Annotated in this window: 17 protein-coding genes; 12 read left to right on the top strand and 5 right to left on the bottom strand. The window is 65.3% G+C overall.

Going from position 1 to position 17,559, the window contains the following annotated elements:
• The first annotated feature begins 43 nt into the window (after window positions 1-43).
• On the top strand, window positions 44-1,903 hold the full coding sequence (locus ACSF9G_RS21630; RefSeq protein ID WP_436644225.1) for a sensor histidine kinase: 1,860 nt from the start codon (window positions 44-46) through the stop codon (window positions 1,901-1,903).
• Here ACSF9G_RS21630 and ACSF9G_RS21625 read toward each other — a convergent pair.
• The 5 genes from ACSF9G_RS21625 to ACSF9G_RS21605 all read right to left on the bottom strand — a co-directional run bounded on the left by ACSF9G_RS21625 (window position 1,881) and on the right by ACSF9G_RS21605 (window position 6,432).
• On the bottom strand, window positions 1,881-3,194 hold the full coding sequence (locus ACSF9G_RS21625) for a DUF2254 domain-containing protein (protein ID WP_436644224.1): 1,314 nt from the start codon (window positions 3,192-3,194) through the stop codon (window positions 1,881-1,883). The genes ACSF9G_RS21630 and ACSF9G_RS21625 overlap by 23 nt on opposite strands.
• Window positions 3,170-3,538, bottom strand: a complete 369-nt coding sequence (locus ACSF9G_RS21620) for a response regulator (RefSeq protein WP_436644223.1) — start codon at window positions 3,536-3,538, stop codon at window positions 3,170-3,172. The genes ACSF9G_RS21625 and ACSF9G_RS21620 overlap by 25 nt, the downstream gene beginning before the upstream one ends.
• Window positions 3,535-5,448 carry an HWE histidine kinase domain-containing protein gene (locus ACSF9G_RS21615; protein WP_436644222.1) on the bottom strand — a complete coding sequence of 638 codons (1,914 nt, stop codon included), beginning with the start codon at window positions 5,446-5,448 and terminating at the stop codon, window positions 3,535-3,537. Before ACSF9G_RS21615 ends, ACSF9G_RS21620 begins: the two co-directional genes overlap by 4 nt.
• Window positions 5,449-5,617: 169 nt before the next feature.
• Window positions 5,618-6,169, bottom strand: a complete 552-nt coding sequence (locus tag ACSF9G_RS21610) for a sigma-70 family RNA polymerase sigma factor (RefSeq protein WP_436644221.1) — start codon at window positions 6,167-6,169, stop codon at window positions 5,618-5,620.
• Entirely contained in the window at window positions 6,166-6,432 is a 267-nt protein-coding gene (locus tag ACSF9G_RS21605; RefSeq protein ID WP_436644220.1) for a NepR family anti-sigma factor, read from the bottom strand. The genes ACSF9G_RS21610 and ACSF9G_RS21605 overlap by 4 nt, the downstream gene beginning before the upstream one ends.
• Before the next feature lie 174 nt (window positions 6,433-6,606).
• Here ACSF9G_RS21605 and ACSF9G_RS21600 point away from each other — a divergent pair, with 174 nt between their 5' ends.
• The 11 genes from ACSF9G_RS21600 to ACSF9G_RS21550 all read left to right on the top strand — a co-directional run bounded on the left by ACSF9G_RS21600 (window position 6,607) and on the right by ACSF9G_RS21550 (window position 17,532).
• Window positions 6,607-7,407 carry a response regulator gene (locus ACSF9G_RS21600; RefSeq protein WP_436644219.1) on the top strand — a complete coding sequence of 267 codons (801 nt, stop codon included), beginning with the start codon at window positions 6,607-6,609 and terminating at the stop codon, window positions 7,405-7,407.
• A 142-nt stretch (window positions 7,408-7,549) separates the two neighbouring features.
• A complete protein-coding gene (locus ACSF9G_RS21595) occupies window positions 7,550-7,714 on the top strand; it encodes a DUF1328 domain-containing protein (protein WP_261617228.1) in 165 nt (54 codons plus the stop codon).
• A gap of 206 nt (window positions 7,715-7,920) precedes the next feature.
• Window positions 7,921-8,433 carry a Dps family protein gene (locus tag ACSF9G_RS21590; protein ID WP_436644218.1) on the top strand — a complete coding sequence of 171 codons (513 nt, stop codon included), beginning with the start codon at window positions 7,921-7,923 and terminating at the stop codon, window positions 8,431-8,433.
• A 265-nt stretch (window positions 8,434-8,698) separates the two neighbouring features.
• The gene (locus ACSF9G_RS21585; protein ID WP_261617225.1) at window positions 8,699-8,899 is read left to right on the top strand and encodes a PLDc N-terminal domain-containing protein; all 201 of its coding nucleotides are present in this window, start codon (window positions 8,699-8,701) and stop codon (window positions 8,897-8,899) included.
• A 10-nt stretch (window positions 8,900-8,909) separates the two neighbouring features.
• Window positions 8,910-9,146: a hypothetical protein gene (locus ACSF9G_RS21580; protein ID WP_436644217.1), complete on the top strand. Its 237-nt coding sequence runs from the start codon at window positions 8,910-8,912 to the stop codon at window positions 9,144-9,146.
• 718 nt (window positions 9,147-9,864) lie between these two features.
• Window positions 9,865-12,027 (top strand): 4Fe-4S binding protein, encoded by a 2,163-nt coding sequence (locus ACSF9G_RS21575; protein ID WP_436644216.1) that lies wholly within the window; start codon window positions 9,865-9,867, stop codon window positions 12,025-12,027.
• A 36-nt stretch (window positions 12,028-12,063) separates the two neighbouring features.
• The gene (gene nosZ / locus ACSF9G_RS21570; RefSeq protein ID WP_436644215.1) at window positions 12,064-13,998 is read left to right on the top strand and encodes a TAT-dependent nitrous-oxide reductase; all 1,935 of its coding nucleotides are present in this window, start codon (window positions 12,064-12,066) and stop codon (window positions 13,996-13,998) included.
• Between the two features lie 3 nt (window positions 13,999-14,001).
• On the top strand, window positions 14,002-15,270 hold the full coding sequence (locus ACSF9G_RS21565; RefSeq protein ID WP_436644214.1) for a nitrous oxide reductase family maturation protein NosD: 1,269 nt from the start codon (window positions 14,002-14,004) through the stop codon (window positions 15,268-15,270).
• The gene (locus ACSF9G_RS21560) at window positions 15,267-16,175 is read left to right on the top strand and encodes an ABC transporter ATP-binding protein (protein WP_436644213.1); all 909 of its coding nucleotides are present in this window, start codon (window positions 15,267-15,269) and stop codon (window positions 16,173-16,175) included. The genes ACSF9G_RS21565 and ACSF9G_RS21560 overlap by 4 nt, the downstream gene beginning before the upstream one ends.
• A complete protein-coding gene (locus tag ACSF9G_RS21555; protein WP_436644212.1) occupies window positions 16,172-17,002 on the top strand; it encodes an ABC transporter permease in 831 nt (276 codons plus the stop codon). The genes ACSF9G_RS21560 and ACSF9G_RS21555 overlap by 4 nt, the downstream gene beginning before the upstream one ends.
• On the top strand, window positions 16,999-17,532 hold the full coding sequence (locus tag ACSF9G_RS21550; RefSeq protein WP_436644211.1) for a nitrous oxide reductase accessory protein NosL: 534 nt from the start codon (window positions 16,999-17,001) through the stop codon (window positions 17,530-17,532). Before ACSF9G_RS21555 ends, ACSF9G_RS21550 begins: the two co-directional genes overlap by 4 nt.
• Window positions 17,533-17,559 lie beyond the last annotated feature (27 nt).

The raw sequence follows: 17,559 nt of genomic DNA, 5'->3' as shown, positions 1-17,559 counted from the left end.
CCAGTCCCGATCGCCGATTGTCTCCGTTCTTCAGGGGCCGGTAATGGACCAGATCGTTGAGTATCTCTTCGGCGCGGCGAACTTCGTGCCGCACGGCTATTGCATGACGTGGCGACCGGACCTCGTGGCGTTGCATGCGATATCCGACGCCGGCATCGCGGCCGCCTATTTCGCCATTCCGCTGGCCATCGTGGTCTTCGCCAGGCGCAGGGGGGACATCACGGGCGAGGCCAGGCAGATCGCGATCCTGTTTTCGGCCTTCATCGTCCTGTGCGGCATCACCCATCTCGGCGGCCTGCTGACGCTCTGGTATCCGTACTACGGTCTCGACGGGATGGCCAAGGCGGCGACGGCCTTCGTGTCGATCATGACCGCGATCGTCGTCTGGCGAATGTTGCCGCGGCTCGTGGCCATTGCCTCGCCGCGCCAGATCGAGGCGATCAACCAGCGGCTTGTGGAGGAAGCCGCGGCGCGCGACCGCGCCTATGGCGACCTAGAGGCGGCCCGGCGCGACCTGGAGCGGCAGGTCGCCGAGCGGACCCGGGAACTCGCCGAGGTGCGGCAACTGTTCGAGGCGGCCACGCGCGGCGCGCAGATCACGGTGTCCTCGCAGGACCGGGACCTGCGCTACACCTGGATCCACAACCCCTGGCTAGGCATGAACGAGACCGATGTCGTCGGCAAGGCGGATGAAGCTCTGTTCCCCGAGCCGGCGTGCTCGACGATCGTCGGGCACAAACGGCGCGCGATCGAAACCAGCAGGCCCGACACCTTCGAGGTGGAGATCCCGAACGGCGATGCGTCCTCCTGGTACCGCATCGATGTCACGCCGCTGACCGACGGCCAGGGCGGGGTCACCGGGATCGCCTGCACCGCCATCGACATTACCGGGCCGAAGCGGCTGGAGGAAATGCGCGCCGATCTCAGCCGCCGTCTGTCGGAATCGGTGCAGCGCTTCAACGTTGCGCTCAGATCGGGCGATATCGTCGTCTTTTCGCAGGATACCGATCTTCGCTACATCTGGACGAACAGGAACGATACCGCGCTCCGGCCGGTCGTCGGCAAGACCGACGCCGACCTCCACAAGGAACCCGACCTGACGCCGATCGTGGCGCTGAAGACGGAAGCGATGGCTGCGAAGGAGCCGCGCTCGGGCGAGATCCGCGTCGACAGCGGTGATGCGGTTCGCTGGTTCGATCTGTTCGTCGAGCCGACCGTTGCCGTCGACGGCGTCGTCACCGGCGTCACCTGCGCGGCGATAGACATCACGGATGCCAAGCGCAGCGAGGAGCAGATGCGCCTCGTCATGCGCGAGCTGACTCACCGCTCCAAGAACCTGCTTGCCGTGGTGCAGGCGATCGCGCGGCAGACCGCACAGCAGGCCGGCACGGTCGCGGAATTCGTCGACGGATTCGGAGAACGGCTGCGGGCGCTGGCCGGCGCACAGGACCTGCTGGTGGCCGAGAACTGGTCGGGTGCCCGCCTGGAACAGGTGATTCGCGGTCAGATCGGGCACTACATGCCGCAGGACCGCTCACGCGTGGTCGTCGAGGGGCCTGACGTCAACTTGACGCCCGAGGCGACGCAGGTCCTTGCGCTGGCGCTGCATGAGCTCGCCACCAACGCGGCGAAGTACGGGGCGCTGTCGAACGACGTGGGTATCGTGACGGTCACGTGGTCGCTCGATGGCACGGGCGACGACGTCGCCTTGCATTTCGAGTGGCAGGAGACAGGCGGGCCGCCGGTGGAGCCGCCGACGCGCCGCGGCTTCGGGCGGATCGTCGTCGAACAGAATGTGGCGCGGTCGCTGGATGCGCAGGTCGACCTGCAGTTTCCGCAGCAAGGGGTGCGGGCGAATTTCGTGATTCCGCTCGAGCAGCTCAATCCGCCGGTGCAGCGCTGAGTTTTTCGAGTGCCGCAGCCGCGGCCGCCTCGACCTCGTCCCGATCGGCATCGTTGCCGATCTCGCGACGCGCGTCCTCGAGAATCAACTCGATGTGCTTCTCCAGGAGGTCATGGTGCGAGGAGTGCGCGACGCTCGCCAGGCGACCGATGGCGCGGATCAGGCGCAGCGTCACCGTTACGTTGCCGGCCGAGGCGCGGCGCAGCGGATGCAGCGCGGTGCCGACCAGGGTCTCGACCGAGACCCCGTCGAACCAGAGCCTCGGCGTGCCCTCGCTGTCCTTGGTCAGCGGCGGCGGTGCGTAGCCGCGCACCGGCAGCGCCAGGGCCGCCGAGAGCTGGTCTATGCAGGCAATCGCGGTATAGCTGTCGTTGACCCCAGGCGACAGCGCCCGCATCGCGATCTCGACCAGAAGGTGCACGGAAAACTCCGCGTCGGACTCCGATGTTCGCCGTCGCTCGAGGAACATCGCCGAGCGGATGACATCGTCGAGGCCCTCAAGATCCTCCGCCCCGGTGACGACGGCGATTTCCTGTCCCGCGATCACGAAGTCGCCTTGCCGGACCTTCATTTCGACGAACGCGTCGACCTCGCGCGCCGCAGCCGAGATGGCGTTGGCGTCGAGCGCGGTCACGTAGCCATCGGCGACGCTGGAAACCGTAGTGGCCGCGCCATCCCCGCGCAGGTCTTCGAGCGGCAGGTCGTCAGCCGTTTCGCGGGCTCCGATCTTCTCGAGTTCGTCAATGAGCTGGGCCGACACACGACCGATCTCGTTGTCGATCGAGACCCTTTCCGCGACCGAGCGGATGAAGACGATGAGGGACGCCAGTGTCACGCCGGTCAACAGGAGGGCGCCGAAGGTGGCGCCGCGCGGCACGGTCTCGGCGTCGATGCGGCTCAGGACAATGACGGTGTAGCCGAAGGTGCCGACGAGGAGGCCGGCGGTCACCTGGGTGGTGCGGTCGTTGGTGAAACGTTCGATCAGGCGCGGGCCGATATTGCCGGCGGCCAGCGTGAAGACAATCAGGGTGAGCGAATAGACGAGGCTCAGCACCGTCATCATCGATCCGGCGATGACGGAAAGCAGCGTCCTGGCGGTATCGGGATTGAGCGGCGGCAGCACGCGGTCGATCGTGTCCGACACATGGTCGCCGCCGAGATCGAGCTGCAGCGCGCCGACCGCCAGCAGGATGGCCAGCAGCGCGAAGAGCGCGGGTACGGCCACGAAGCTGCGGGCCAGACGGGCCCACGGCCGCAGAAGCCCGCTCAGGGAGACGGAGACATCAGGCATCGCAGCACCTCGACGAGCTTCACCGCATCCACCGGCTTCTGCAGGATTGGCACGGTGTCGCCGTAGCGCTGGACGAGTTCGGAGGTCTGGTAGCCGGTGCACAGGACGAAGGGGATAGAGAGATCGCCCAATCGTTGCGCGACCGCCGCGCTAGTTTCGCCGCGTCCGAGGTTGACGTCGAGAACGCCTGCGTCCGGCCTCTCGCCGTCGATCAAGCCCATCGCCGCGGCGACATCCGCCGCCGGGCCGACGACCCGGTATCCCGCGTCGAGCAGTACCGTCTCGAACTCCATCGCGATCATGAATTCGTCCTCGAGAATGAGGACGCGCGCCTGATCACTCATGCCATTGCCCCCTTGGCGAGGCGTTCGCGGAAATGGATGGTGGCGGTCATCGGCCTGATCCGGTCCCATGGGATTTCTATGCGGCAGTTCACGCCTTCCGGCGCGAATTCGAGATAGGTGCTGCCATCGAGATCGTAGGTGATGCTGCGCTCGAGCAACAGCGACCCGAAGCCGCGCCGCTCCGGGATCCGGACCTTCGGTCCGTCGCTCTCGCGCCAGTGAAAAATCAGCTTGCGGTCGTCGTCGTCGCCTTCGAGCGACCAGTCAATATCGAGCCGCCCATCCGCCACCGACAGGGCCCCATACTTGATCGCGTTGGTGCCGAGTTCGTGCATCGCCAGCGCGAAAGCGAGCGCCCCCTTCGGATTTATCCGGATCGGCGCCCCGGTGACCGTTATCGAGCGGCCTTCCTCGAAGGGCTGGATCTCCTGCAGGACGACGGTTCTGAGATCGGCGCCGACCCAACGCTCGCGGGCGAGCAGGTCGTGGGCGCGCGCCATGGTCGTGATACGTCCGAGCAGGGCGTTCTCGAAGGAATCGACCGTGTCATGGCTGTGTGCGGTGCGGCGGACGACACCCTGGACAACCTGCAAGGTGTTTTTCATTCGATGGTCGAGCTCGCGCATCAGCAAGCGTTCGGTTTCGGCAGCCTCGACACGTTCGGTGACGTCGAGGGCGGAGACGACGATATGGGTGATTTCCCCGTTGACCGCGGCGATCGGCCTGACCGAGACGTCGTACACGGACTGTCCCGCCTCCGTTTCCGTGGACAAGACGTCAAGGCGCCTTTCCTCTCCTTCGGCGGCGCGGGCGATCGCCAGATGCAAGGCGTCCTTGTTGGCCGGATCGCTGTCCCACAGCGGCAGCTCGTCGATGGTCCTGTCGACGAGATCGGCCTCGCCGTTCGCAGCGTGATCCAGCGCCGTGCGGTTCGCGGTGATGACCCGGCCGCGCGGATCCGTCATGAACACCAGCGGCACCAATCCGTCGAGGGTCCGGCGCAGCCGGGTTTCGGCGGACAGCAGGTCGCGGCCGCGCCGCGCGGCCGTCGAGTATCCGATGACGGCGGCGGCGGCGCCCAAGCCGGCCAGAAGCACCAGTGTCATCAGCGCGTATCCGCGGGCATAGTCGGTCAGGCCGGGCCCGCCGCTGACCCTGATCTGCCACAGCCGGCCCGAATGGTTCTGCTGGTCGACAACGAGAAACGGTTCGGAATCGTCCGTCACGTTGGGGGAATCGACCGGCGCGCCACCGGCGAGTTCCAGCGGACCGATCTCGACTTCGACGTCGCGAATGTCGGCGGATGTGGACCTGGCGATGGCGATGAGCTGGTCGAGTTCGATGCTGCCGCTGACGATGCCGACGACCTCTCCGCCGACGACCACGGGCTTGTAGAAAATGACCCCTTGCACCGGCTCTTCGCCGCTGGTGACGAAGGTCACGACCTCGGTCGACGTGCCGAGGCCGTACTGGGCCGCCATATCGACGGCAAACCGACGTTGCGGGTGGGATCGGATATCGAAGCCGTAGACCGGTGCCACGTTGGGGAAGAAGTAGGATGCGTTCACGGGGTAGTAGACGGGACTGGCATCGGCGGGTACGCGCCGGCCGTCCTCGATCGCCCAGATTCCGGACGTGCTCTTGCCGCTGCGCTGCAGGCCGGCCTCGAACGCGGCGCGTCGTTCAGCGTTCACGCGCGGATGATAGATCAGCGAGCGCAGGCCCAGGACCGGGCCCATGCCTTCCACGAAACGGGTGAGATCCTCTTCGCTGGCCGCCGGCTGGCTGGCGTAGAGGCCCTGGACGGCGCGCACCGTCAGGAGCGCGCGATCGAGGACCAGATCGACATTCGCGAGGGCCGCCTTGGCCGAGGCCGAGAACGCCGACACCTGGCTTTGGCGCCACGACATGTAGGCGAACGCCGACGCGGCGATTGCTATCGCCACGATTGCGAAGGCTGCAAGACGACTTTGCGCGGCTGTCATACAAACGCACCCATACCCTCGCCGGAAACGCGCGAGGTAGCGAAAGGTTCCACATCGATCGCCATTTTGTGAAGGATGGAGCCGTAGTGGTCGTTCAAGCCACGGACCGGGTCGTCGATGCCGGGGTGACGATCGGCTGCGATGTTTGGTCGGGGCCGAATTCCGCCACCGACTCCACGGCGAGGATTTCGGCCAGTTTCTGGCGGGCGCGGTTCACCCTGCTCTTGACGGTGCCGACGGCGCATTCGCAGATTTCCGCAGCCTCGTCGTAGGACATGCCCGATGCGCCGATAAGGACCAGCGCCTCGCGCTGATCCGGCGGAAGCTGTTCGAGCGCCGCGCGGAAATCCTTGAAATCCATGTGGCCGGACTGGGCGGGATGGGTCGCCAGTTGGGCGGCCATGGCGCCATCGGCGTCCTCGACTTCCCGACGCCGCTTGCGCAGTTCGGAATAGAAGCCGTTGCGCAAAATGGTGAACAACCAGGCACGCATGTTGGTGCCTTCCTCGAAGCTATCGAGTTTGCTCCAAGCCTTGACCAAGGCCTCCTGCACCAGGTCGTCGGCGCGGTCGGGGCTTCCGCACAGCGACATCGCGAAGGCGCGCAGATTGGGGATGTGCTCGAGGAGTTCCTTGCGCGGGTTCATTCGTCTGACTCTCCGCCTGACCCTTCGCGCCGGGCCCGATGGCTGTCCGGGCTGGCGTCCGGGCCGCTTTCCCTGGACACCCGGTCGAGCTGTTCGAGCAATTCGACGAGCCGGTCGGGGATCGGTTCGTTCAGGTACGAGTCGTACATGGACTTGAGCTGCACGCCGATATGGGCCTGCAGACCCTCGTCCAGAGCGGCACTTGCCTCGGTTTGCGATTCTGGCTTGGTCACGTCGTGTTTGCTTTCATCGTCGCTGGACATCAGTGCTCCCCATGGCGGCCGGATCGATGGTTAGGCGGCTGCCACTCCCGAAGGCGAAACGCGATCGCCACAAAATGGTTCCAAGGCTCCGAGAAAATAACCGGATCGGCGGGAACCAGCGGCCGAATTCCGCGTTTAAAGAACAATAGTCAGGGGTTTTCAGAGGGAGTCCATATGTCGATCGCCATGACGATTGCGCCGCATCTTCTGTATTTGCGGCGGTTTGCCCGTGCGTTGACGGGCACGCAGGCAAGTGGTGACGCCTATGTCGCGGCCTGCCTTGAAGCGATCATCGCCGATCAGGGCCTGTTCGACACCGCGCTCGAGCCGCGCGTTGCGCTCTACAAGGTGCTGGTCGGGATCTGGGGCACGATCGACATCAACCACCGGGGCGACGGACCGGCGACGCCGTTCGAGCGCAACCTCGACGCGATCATGCCGCGGGCGCGCCAGGCTTTCCTTTTGACGACCGTGGAGGATTTCTCGCTGCCGCAGGCCGCCACCATCCTGAACAGCGACGAAGACGGCGTCCGCTCGCTCATCGACGAAGCCGGGCGCGAGATCGCCGCGCAGGTGTCTACCAACGTGCTCATCATCGAGGACGAGGCGATGATCGCCATGGACCTCGAGGCGCTGGTGACGGGGCTCGGTCACGAGGTCTCCGGCCTCGCGCGGACACATGGCGAGGCGATCGCCGCGGCGCGCGATCGACGTCCGGGCCTGGTGCTCGCCGATATCCAACTGGCCGACGGCAGCTCGGGCATCGACGCGGTCAACGAGATGCTGACGGAAATCGACGTGCCGGTGATCTTCATCACCGCCTATCCCGAGCGTCTTCTCACCGGTGAGAGGCCTGAGCCGGCCTTCCTGATCACGAAGCCGTTCCAGACCGACACCGTGAAGGCGGTCATCAGTCAGGCGCTGTTCTTCGACACGCGCGCCGGGACGCAGCCGCAGGCGGTCGCCAGCGGCTGAGACTTCCGGCACACATCCGGTCTTCGATCAACGGGCGCTTCGGCGCCCGTTTTTGCTGCGCGTGACGAGCGGGCGGAAACCATTGCCGCGTTCCGGCGTTCATCTATCAGCACGGCACACTATCGATCGAAAGGAGAGCAGGATGCTTTACTGGGCCTTGGTCTTTCTCGTTGTCGCACTGATCGCCGGTGCGCTGGGGTTTGGCGGAATCGCGGGCACGTCCGCGGGTATCGCGCAGATCCTCTTCTTCATCTTCCTCGTGGCTCTGGCAGTGTCGGTGGTGATGCACCTTGCCCGCCGGGCGTGACGGGGAAAGATCGTTTCGACAGGGGCCGGCCGCCCGAAATCGCGGCCGGCCCCTTTTTGATTCTGCAGCCGTGACCGGTGATCTGCCGGCCGACCGGGAGGAACCAAAGCCGATGGCGCGCGTTGGTCGGGTGTGACGCCTCGCGGTTCGTCCCGGGGCGCGCTGATCTCGATGAATCCCCTCAAGGCACCAACAGGGAGAAAAAAATGGCCCGCGCCAGCAACGTTCTGAAGGTCAAACCTCACAGGGAAGACGTGCACACGGGTATCGCGGCGGCGGATCGCAAGACGATCGCCGCGTCCGTCTCCGGCATCCTCACCGATACGTATGTGCTCGTCATCAAGTCGCACGTCTATCACTGGAACGTGGTCGGCCCGCTGTTCCAGCCGCTTCACGAGATGACCGAGGACCACTACCAGAACCTGTTCGAGGCCTGTGACGAACTCGCCGAGCGGATTCGCGCCCTGGGGCATACGGCGCCCCTGACGGACCGCCATGTGCTCAGCGACAGTGCCATCCGCATCGAGAAGACGGCGCCGACGGCCGGCGAGATGATCAGGGACCTGATCGCCGACCACGAGGGGCTGTGCCGCAAGATGCGCGAGGCCGCCGAGTTGGCCGAGCAGAAGGGCGACTTCGTCAGCCACGATCTTCTGACCGGGCGCCTGACCTACCACGAGAAGGCTGTCTGGATGCTGCGCGCGATCATCGCGGACTGAGCCGTGCGGTTCAGTCGCCATTGCGATTCACGACAGAACGGAGACGACGACATGGGACAGAAATCACCAGTTAAAGCGCCGCGAGGCACAGCCCGATATGGTGCGGATGCGGTCTCGGCACAGCGCCGGAACGGACCCGAGCACAGCGATGAGGTCGCAAAGGCGATCGCGCGCATTCACGCCCGGGTCGATCAGACCGGCATCGGCGACCAGGCCGTCTACAAGGGGAACCGGCGCTCGGCGCCGAATTGAGGAGGACAGGCAAATGGGCGTTGAAGTTGGTGGCCTGTTCGGCCTCGTCGTTCTGGTTCTCGATATCTACGCGATCGTGAAGACCGTCGGATCGGGCGCCTCCACCGGTTCCAAGGTCCTGTGGATCCTGCTGATCCTCGTCCTGCCGGTGGTCGGGTTCATCTTGTGGCTGCTGCTTGGCCCCTCCAGGCCGGCCCGGCCCGTATCGACATAGGGAGATGGCAATGATCGACCGCCTGCCGCAGACACCGATCGACACCCCCGGCAACGCCGCGCGGGGCGCTTATGGCCACCCGATGGACGTCGTCGGCGATACCGGCCTCACCAAGGTGGAGAAACGCCGGATACTGACGGAATGGGCACAGGATGCCAGGGCCCTGAAGCGCGCGTCCGGCGAGGGCATGTCGGGCGGAGAGAACGCCAACCTCGCCGAGATCGAGCGCGCCCTGGATTTGCTGTGACCGTTTGCGGGCCGCTTTCGGCGATGGCGATCCCGAGTGGTCTGGCGTTGCTTGTCATCGCCAGTCTCGTTCCCCGTCCGAACCTCGGCTCGCCCGCCGGTTCTTTCGACCGATAACCACCCGCGGGCAAGGCCGGACCGGATGGGGCCCGAGGCATTCGTCGCGTAGGGGGACCGTGTTCGGCTAAGGCCGTCCGCGGGCTTTGCCCATTGATGCCTGCCTATCAGATGCGCAGTTTGCCCGAAAAGCGGGCGCCCGGATGCTCCAAGTATATTCACTAACCTCGGGAAATGTGATCGGATCGAGAAAAGGTATCCCGGCCATCGGCCGGACGTCTGGCTAAACGGTTACGCGACACGTGGTTCGACTTTATGGGCCTCCCTCCGATACCCTCAGTGCGGTTCCCGGGCGCCGCTTTATTCCGGCCGTTTTCACGAGACTTCTCACGAATTTCGCGTCCCGTTTCATTCGGTCCCATACGGCACCGAACGCCCTTTCATGCGCGCCGATCAGCAGGGTTCTCCGCTGCGAAAATACTTAACCAAAGTCAAGGCATCCGGACCCCCTCCATCCTATTGGAGTCCGGTCGGCGCGGTCGAGTTTCAGACCGCGTGGGATGTCGCTGATCGATCCGCGATCCGCACCACACTGTCGGGCCAAGGCTGAATAGATGCTCCAACTAGTGCCGCGATTTTCTTATCTCCGGGCAATCGCGGCGATGTTCGTCGCGCTGACATTGTTGGCGTCCACGGAGGGTCACAGCGCGCCGATCGTCACGACCTTCACGAGCGAAGTGCCGGTCGGCGAACTTGTGCCCGGCGCCGATGAGTACGGCCCGCTCGACGAGACAACCCTCGTCGTTCCGGCGATCCGGGACGGCGAGACGATCGGCTATGTCTTTCTCACGTCGGACTTCGTGGAGACGACCGGCTATTCGGGCAAGCCGATCCACACCCTGGTCGGCATCGACACGGATGCGGTGCTGACCGGCGTCCGGCTCGTCAAGCATTCCGAGCCGATCGTGCTGATCGGCATCCCCGATTCCCGCATCAAGGCGGTCACCGAGGGCTACGCCGGCCTCGATCTCAAGAAGGAGGCGGCGGCCGGCGGGTCGGCGCACGATCTGGATATCGTCTCGGGCGCGACCGTCACGATCATGGTGATCGACGATTCGATCGTCCGCGCGGGACTGAAGGTGGCCCGGGCGCTTGGCCTTGGCGGCCTGAGCAGCGGCGCCGCGGCCGCAGGGCCGACCAAAGCCATCGACATGGACAAACCCGTAGAGGTGCTGGACTGGCAGACGCTTGTCGGCGACGGCTCGGTCCGGCGCATGTCCCTCGACGTTGGCCAGATCAACGAGGCCTTCGCCCGTCACGGTGATGCCCGTGCCCGCAAGCATCCCGAAAAGGGTGCGCCCGAGGACAGCTTCATCGACCTCTATGTTGCGCTGGTGAGCGTGCCGACCATCGGCCGCAGCCTTCTCGGCGAGGCGGAATACCGCAATCTCGAAGCTTGGCTCGAAGAGGGCGAGCAGGCCATCCTTGTCCTCGGCCGCGGCCGGTACTCGTTCAAGGGCTCGGGCTACGTTCGCGGCGGCATCTTCGATCGCATCCAGCTCATCCAGGGCGACGTCTCGGCACGCTTCTTCGACCGTCAGCACCGGCGGCTGGGCACGCTGGCGACGGACGATGCGCCCACCTTCTCCGAACTCGACATCTTCAAGATCCCGGCCGGGATCGGGTTTGATCCGGCAAAGCCGTTCCGTCTGCAGCTTCTGGCCCAGCGACCGGTCGGGGCGATCGAGAAACTGTTCCTGACCTTCGACCTCGGCTACCAGACGCCGGCGCCCTATCTGAAGTCCATTGCCGCGCAGCCGCAGCCGCAGCCGGAGATGGCGCCGATCGCCCAGGCGGAGGCTTCGGAATCGAACGAATTGTGGCGCCGGATCTGGGTGACCAAGCGCCTCGAGGTCGTCGTCCTGGGCGCGATGCTGCTGATTCTGACGGCGGCGTTCTTCTTCCAGATGCAGCTCACGCGGTACGAGCGCCTGACGTTCTGGTTCCGCATCGGATACCTGACGGTGACGCTCTTCTTCCTGGGCTGGTACGCGAATGCGCAGCTCTCCGTGGTCAACGTGCTGGCGTTCTTCAACGCCCTCGTACACAACTTCTCCTGGAGCGCGTTCCTGATGGACCCGCTCGTCTTCATCCTGTGGTTCTCGGTGGCGGCCTCCCTCCTGTTCTGGGGGCGCGGCGCCTATTGCGGCTGGCTCTGCCCGTTCGGGGCCCTGCAGGAGCTGACCAACCGGTTCGCCAAGCTGATCCGGATACCGCAATACGCGGTGCCGTGGGGGCTGCACGAGCGCCTGTGGCCGGTGAAGTACCTGATCTTCCTCGGTCTGTTCGGGATGTCGCTCTATTCGCTCGAGCTTGCCGAGCACTACGCGGAGGTCGAACCCTTCAAGACGGCGATCATCCTGAAGTTCATGCGCGCCTGGCCGTTCGTGCTGTTCGCGGTCGCGATCCTGGCGGTCGGCTTGTTCGTCGAGCGGTTCTACTGCCGCTACCTGTGCCCCCTGGGGGCGGCGCTCGCCATTCCCGCACGGCTGCGCATGTTCGACTGGCTGAAGCGCTACCGGGAATGCGGCAATCCCTGCGCGCGTTGCGCCAACGAGTGCATGGTCCAGGCCATCCACCCGGAAGGCAACATCAATCCCAACGAATGCCTGCAGTGCCTGCATTGCCAGGTGCTGTACCAGCACGAGAAGAAATGCCCGGTCGTCATCGCGAAGCTCGCCAAGCGCAGACGCTTCGAGGAGCGCACTGGCATTGCCAAGCCGGCGGCGAATTCCGCCAAAGAGGCGCCTGCCGCCGCCGAATGAAAACTGCACCCACGTTCCAGAAGAAGGAGAAGGGAAATGACGGCTGAACACAATAAAGAGGGTATCTCCAGACGGACCCTCTTGTCTGGCACCGCGACCACGGCCTTCGTCGCCGGAGGTGCGGCTGTTGGCGGAACCGGGGCGCTGTTGTCGACGTCATCGGTCACACCCGCCTTGGCCCAGGGCAGCACGCCCAAGTACGAGCTGTCGCCGGGTGAACTCGACGAGTACTACGGCTTCTGGTCGAGTGGGCAGACGGGCGAAATGCGCATCGTCGGCGTTCCCTCGATGCGCGAGCTGATGCGGATTCCGGTGTTCAACCGCTGCTCCGCGACCGGGTGGGGACAGACCAACGAGTCGCTGAAGATCCTCACCGAGGGACTTCTGCCGGAAACCAAGGCGTTTCTCGCGGCGCACGGACTCCAGACCTACCAGAACGGAGACCTTCACCATCCGCACATGTCGTTCACCGACGGCACCTACGACGGCCGCTATCTGTTCATGCAGGACAAGGCCAATACCCGTGTCGCCCGTGTGCGTTGCGACGTCATGAAGTGCGACAAGATCATCGAGATCCCCAACGCTAACGATATCCACGGCATGCGGCCGCAGAAGTATCCGCGGACCGGCTACATCTTCGCCAACGGCGAGCATGAGGCGCCGCTGGTCAACGACGGCAAGATCCTTGACGATCCGTCGCAATACGTGAACATCTTCACGGCGATCGACGGCGACAAGATGGAAGTCGCCTGGCAGGTGATCGTCAGCGGCAATCTCGACAACACCGACTGCGATTACCAGGGCAAGTATGCCTTCTCGACCAGCTACAACTCGGAGATGGGGATGAACCTCGCCGAGATGACCGCGAACGAGATGGACCACGTCGTGATCTTCAATCTCAAGGAGATCGAGAAGGGCGTCGCCGAGGGCGACTATCAGGAGCTCAACGGCGTCAAGGTCATCGACGGGCGAAAGGGCAACAACAAGAAATACACCCGCTATGTGCCGATCCCGAACAGCCCGCACGGCTGCAACACGGCACCGGACAAGAAGCACGTCGTCATCAACGGCAAGCTGTCGCCGACCTGCTCGGTGATCGACGTCGAGAAGGTCGACGCCCTGTTCGAGAGCGACGCGGAGCCGCGTTCGTGCATCGTCGCCGAGCCGGAACTGGGCCTTGGACCGCTACACACCGCCTTCGATGGCAAGGGCAACGCCTTCACGACGCTCTTCCTCGACAGCCAGGTGGTGAAGTGGGACATCGAGAAGGCCGTCCGCGCCTATGCCGGCGAGGATGTCGACCCGATCATTTCCAAGGTCGATGTCCACTATCAGCCGGGCCACAATTCGACCAGCATGGGCGAGACCGCGGAAGCGGACGGCAAGTGGCTGATATCGATGAACAAGTTCTCCAAGGACCGGTTCCTCAACGTCGGCCCGCTGAAGCCGGAGAACGAGCAGCTCATCGACATTTCGTCCGATGACATGAAGATCGTGCATGACGGGCCGACCTTCGCCGAGCCTCACGACAGCATCATCGTGCATGCCTCGAAGGTGAACCCGAAGATCGTCTGGGACCGCGACGACCCGATGTGGGAAGATGCGCGCAAGCAGGCGGAAGCCGACGGCGTCGACCTGGAAGATGGTGCCGACGAGCCGATCCGGGACGGCAACAAGGTGCGCGTCTACATGTATTCGGCCGCGCCGACCTTCTCGATGGAGTCGTTCACCGTAAAGCAGGGTGACGAGGTGACGATCTACGTCACGAATATCGACGACGTCGACGACCTCACGCACGGCTTCACCATGTCCAACTACGGCGTGGCGATGGAAGTCGCGCCGCAGGCGACGGCCTCGGTCACCTTCATCGCCGAACGGCCCGGCGTCCACTGGTTCTACTGCCAGTGGTTCTGCCACGCTCTCCACATGGAGATGCGCGGCCGCATGTTCGTCGAGCCGCGGAGCGCCTGATCCATGCTGCGCCGCCTGACGCTGTCTTCGTTGCTCGCTGCCACGGTCGCGGCTGTTTCGGCGCAGGCCGCCGAAACGGTCGTGGCGCCGGCGCCGGGCGCGTTGCAGGCGGCCATCGACAACGCGCAGCCGGGGGATGTCCTCCGGCTGCGTCCCGGCGTCTATTCCGGTGCCATCTTGATCGAAAAGCCGCTCACCGTCGCAGGAACGGACGGCGTCGAGATCCAGGGCGGGGGAACCGGCACCGTGATTACCGTGACGGCGCCGGACGTGGTCGTGTCCAGGGTGCGGGTGTCCGGCTCTGGGTCGTCGCACCAGTCGATCGATTCCGGGATCAAGCTGACGAAGACCGCCGACCGCGGAGCCGTCCTGGACAGTGAATCGATCGGGAACCTCTACGGGATCGATATCCATGGCGCCAGGGATGCCCGGGTGGCGGGCAATCTCGTGGTCGGCCGCACCGATTTCCGCATGAACGAGCGCGGCAACGGCGTCTATGTGTGGAACGCGGCTGGCGCGGTCATCGAGGGCAACACGGTCCGCCAGGGCCGCGACGGAATCTTCGTCAACACGAGCGCGCGCAACGTCATTCGCGACAACCGGTTCGAGGATCTGCGCTTCGCGGTCCACTACATGTATGGCGGCGACGGCGAGATCGTCGGCAACGTTTCGGTCGGCAACCATCTCGGCTACGCCCTGATGTTCTCCGACGGGCTGACCGTGCGCGACAATATTTCGATCGACGATCGCGACTACGGCATCATGCTCAACTATGCCAATGGCGCGACGATCGAAGGCAACTACGTGCGCGCGGCGGCCGAGAAGTGCCTGTTCATGTACAACGCCAACAAGAACCGGCTCGCCGACAACCGGTTCGAGGCTTGCGAGATCGGCATCCACTTCACCGCCGGCTCGGACCGCAACACCATCGTCGGCAACGCTTTCATCGGCAATCAGACCCAGGTGAAGTATGTCGGCACGCGCTATCTCGAATGGAGCGATGCGGGCCGCGGCAACTACTGGAGCGATCACGCCGCCTTCGACGTCAACGGCGACGGCATAGCCGACAGCGCCTATCGCCCCAACGACATCATCGACCAGGTGCTGTGGACGCAGCCGGCGGCGAAGCTCCTGCTCGGCAGCCCGGCGGTCCAGCTGGTGCGCTGGTCGCAATCCCAGTTCCCGGCGCTGCTACCCGGCGGAATTGTCGACAGCGCGCCGCTCATGACACCGGTGGACATTCCGGTGCCCGGCGAAGGAGGCCGGTCATGACCGCGATTCTCGAATCCCGCTCCGTGTGCCGGGACTTCGGCCGCCATCGCGCCGTCGACCGGGTGAGCCTTTCGGTCTCGGCCGGCGAGCGTGTCGCCCTGCTCGGACACAACGGCGCCGGCAAGACCACACTGTTCAAGATGATCCTCGGCTTCCTGCGTCCGACGGAAGGCACGCTCATGGTCGCCGGCCATCCGCCCGGTTCGGCGGCGGCGCGGCGGGCGGTCTCCTATCTGCCGGAGAACGTGGCCTTCCAGAAGTCCCTGACGGGACGCGAGATCATCCGCTTCTACGCCAAGCTGAAGCGGGCCGACCGGGCGGCGGCGGAGGCGCTGCTCGACCGGGTCGGCCTCGGGGTGGCGGCCGATCGGCGCGTCGGCACCTATTCCAAGGGCATGCGGCAGCGGCTCGGGCTCGCCCAGGCGCTGATCGGCGCACCGCGCCTGCTCCTGCTCGACGAGCCGACCAGCGGCCTCGATCCGATCTCGCGGCAGGAGTTCTACGAGATCGTCACCGAGATCGCCGCGCGCGGCACCGCCGTCTTCCTGTCCTCGCACAGCCTGACCGAGCTGGAGGCGAAGACCGACAGGGTCGCGATCATGCGGTCGGGCCGGCTCGTCGCCGATGCCCCCCTGGCGAAACTGCGGGCGGAGGCCGGGCTGCCGATCCGCATTCGCGTCGAGGCGACGTCCGCTGACACGGATGCTCTGGCCAAGCAACTCGGCGGCAGCCGCGTCAACGGCTGCGCCGTCGAGATCCTGTGCTCGGCCGACCGGAAGGTGGAGCGGCTGAACGCCATCGGCGCGCTCGGCGCCGCCATCACGGATATCGACGTCACCCCGCCGAGCCTCGACGATGTCTACCGCCATTTCTCCGGCGAGACGGATCAGGGGGATCAGTCATGATCGTCAACATTCTCGCCATTGCAGCCCTCGAGCTCAGGCTCGGCATACGCAACCGCTGGGTGATCCTGTCCGTCCTGATCCTGACCCTGTTCGCCGGGATCCTGGCGTTGGTCGGCTCGGCACCGACCGGGACGGTCGGGGTCGACCGCCTGACGGTGACGGCGGCGAGCCTGGCGACGCTGTCGGTCTACCTCGTGCCGCTGATCGCGCTTCTGCTGGCTTTCGATACGGTGGCCGGGGAGATCGACAGGGGCACCTTGCAGCTCGTCCTTGCCTGTCCCGTCTCCCGCTTCGAGATCCTCGCGGGCAAGTTCGTCGGCCACCTCGCGGTTCTGTCGATCGCCGTGGTCGTCGGCTACGGCGTATCGGGCGCGGCGGTCGCGTTTACCAGCGACGGCGGCTTTGCCGGCCTCGGCGTGCTTGTCCGCCTCATCGCCACATCGATCCTGCTGGGGGCGGTCTTCCTCGCGATCGGCTACCTGGCGAGCGCGCTGGTGCGCCAGACCGGAACGGCCGCCGCGCTTGCCGTCGGCGTGTGGCTGGTGGCGGTCGTGCTCTACGATCTGGGCCTCCTTGCCATCGTGGTCGTCGAGCGGGAAGGCGTGTTCGCGACGACGCTGTTCCCCTGGCTTCTGGTCGCCTCGCCGGGCGATGCGTTCCGGCTGTTCAATCTGGCGATGCTTGGCGCGGCGAAGACGCTGACCGGGATGGCGGGTATCGCCGAGGCGCTGCCGTTCCCGCCGGGCGTCGCGCTGGCAAGCCTTATCGCCTGGCTGGTGGCCGCGTTCGCCGCCGCCTGGTTCGTGTTCAGGAGGATCGAGCCATGATCCGGGCCGCGATGATCGCGATGCTGTCCCTGTCCGTTGGCGGCTGCTTCGAGGACGCGGTGGTCGAGAAGCCGGATCCCGTCGCCATGACGGCGGAGGCGGTGGGGCATTACTGCCAGATGAACGTGCTCGAGCACGAAGGTCCCAAGGCGCAGATCCATCTCGCCGGGCTTCTCGCGCCGCTGTGGTTCTCTCAGGTGCGCGACGCGGTCGTCTACACCCGGTTGCCGGAGGAGACCGCCGAGATCACTGCGATCTACGTGAACGACATGGGGCGGGCCAAGAGCTGGGCGGAGCCGGGCGACGCCAACTGGGTGGACGCCGACGAGGCCTATTTCGTCATCGACAGCCGGCAGACCGGCGGGATGGGGGTGCCGGAAACGATCCCCTTTGGCGTGCGAAGCGCCGCCGAGACCTTTGTGAGCCAGCACGGTGGCAAGATCGTGCGCTTTGCCGAGATTCCCGAAGACTACGTGCTCTCACCCGTCGACACCGCGTCGTCGGGCGAGCCGGGCGTCCCGGCACAATGACCGGCGTAATGACCCGCGCGGAGAAGA

This window comes from Microbaculum mangrovi, from assembly GCF_051390635.1.
Lineage (GTDB): Bacteria > Pseudomonadota > Alphaproteobacteria > Rhizobiales > Tepidamorphaceae > Microbaculum.
Note: the sequence above shows the minus strand (reverse complement) of the source record. Positions and strands in the feature narration are given on the sequence as shown.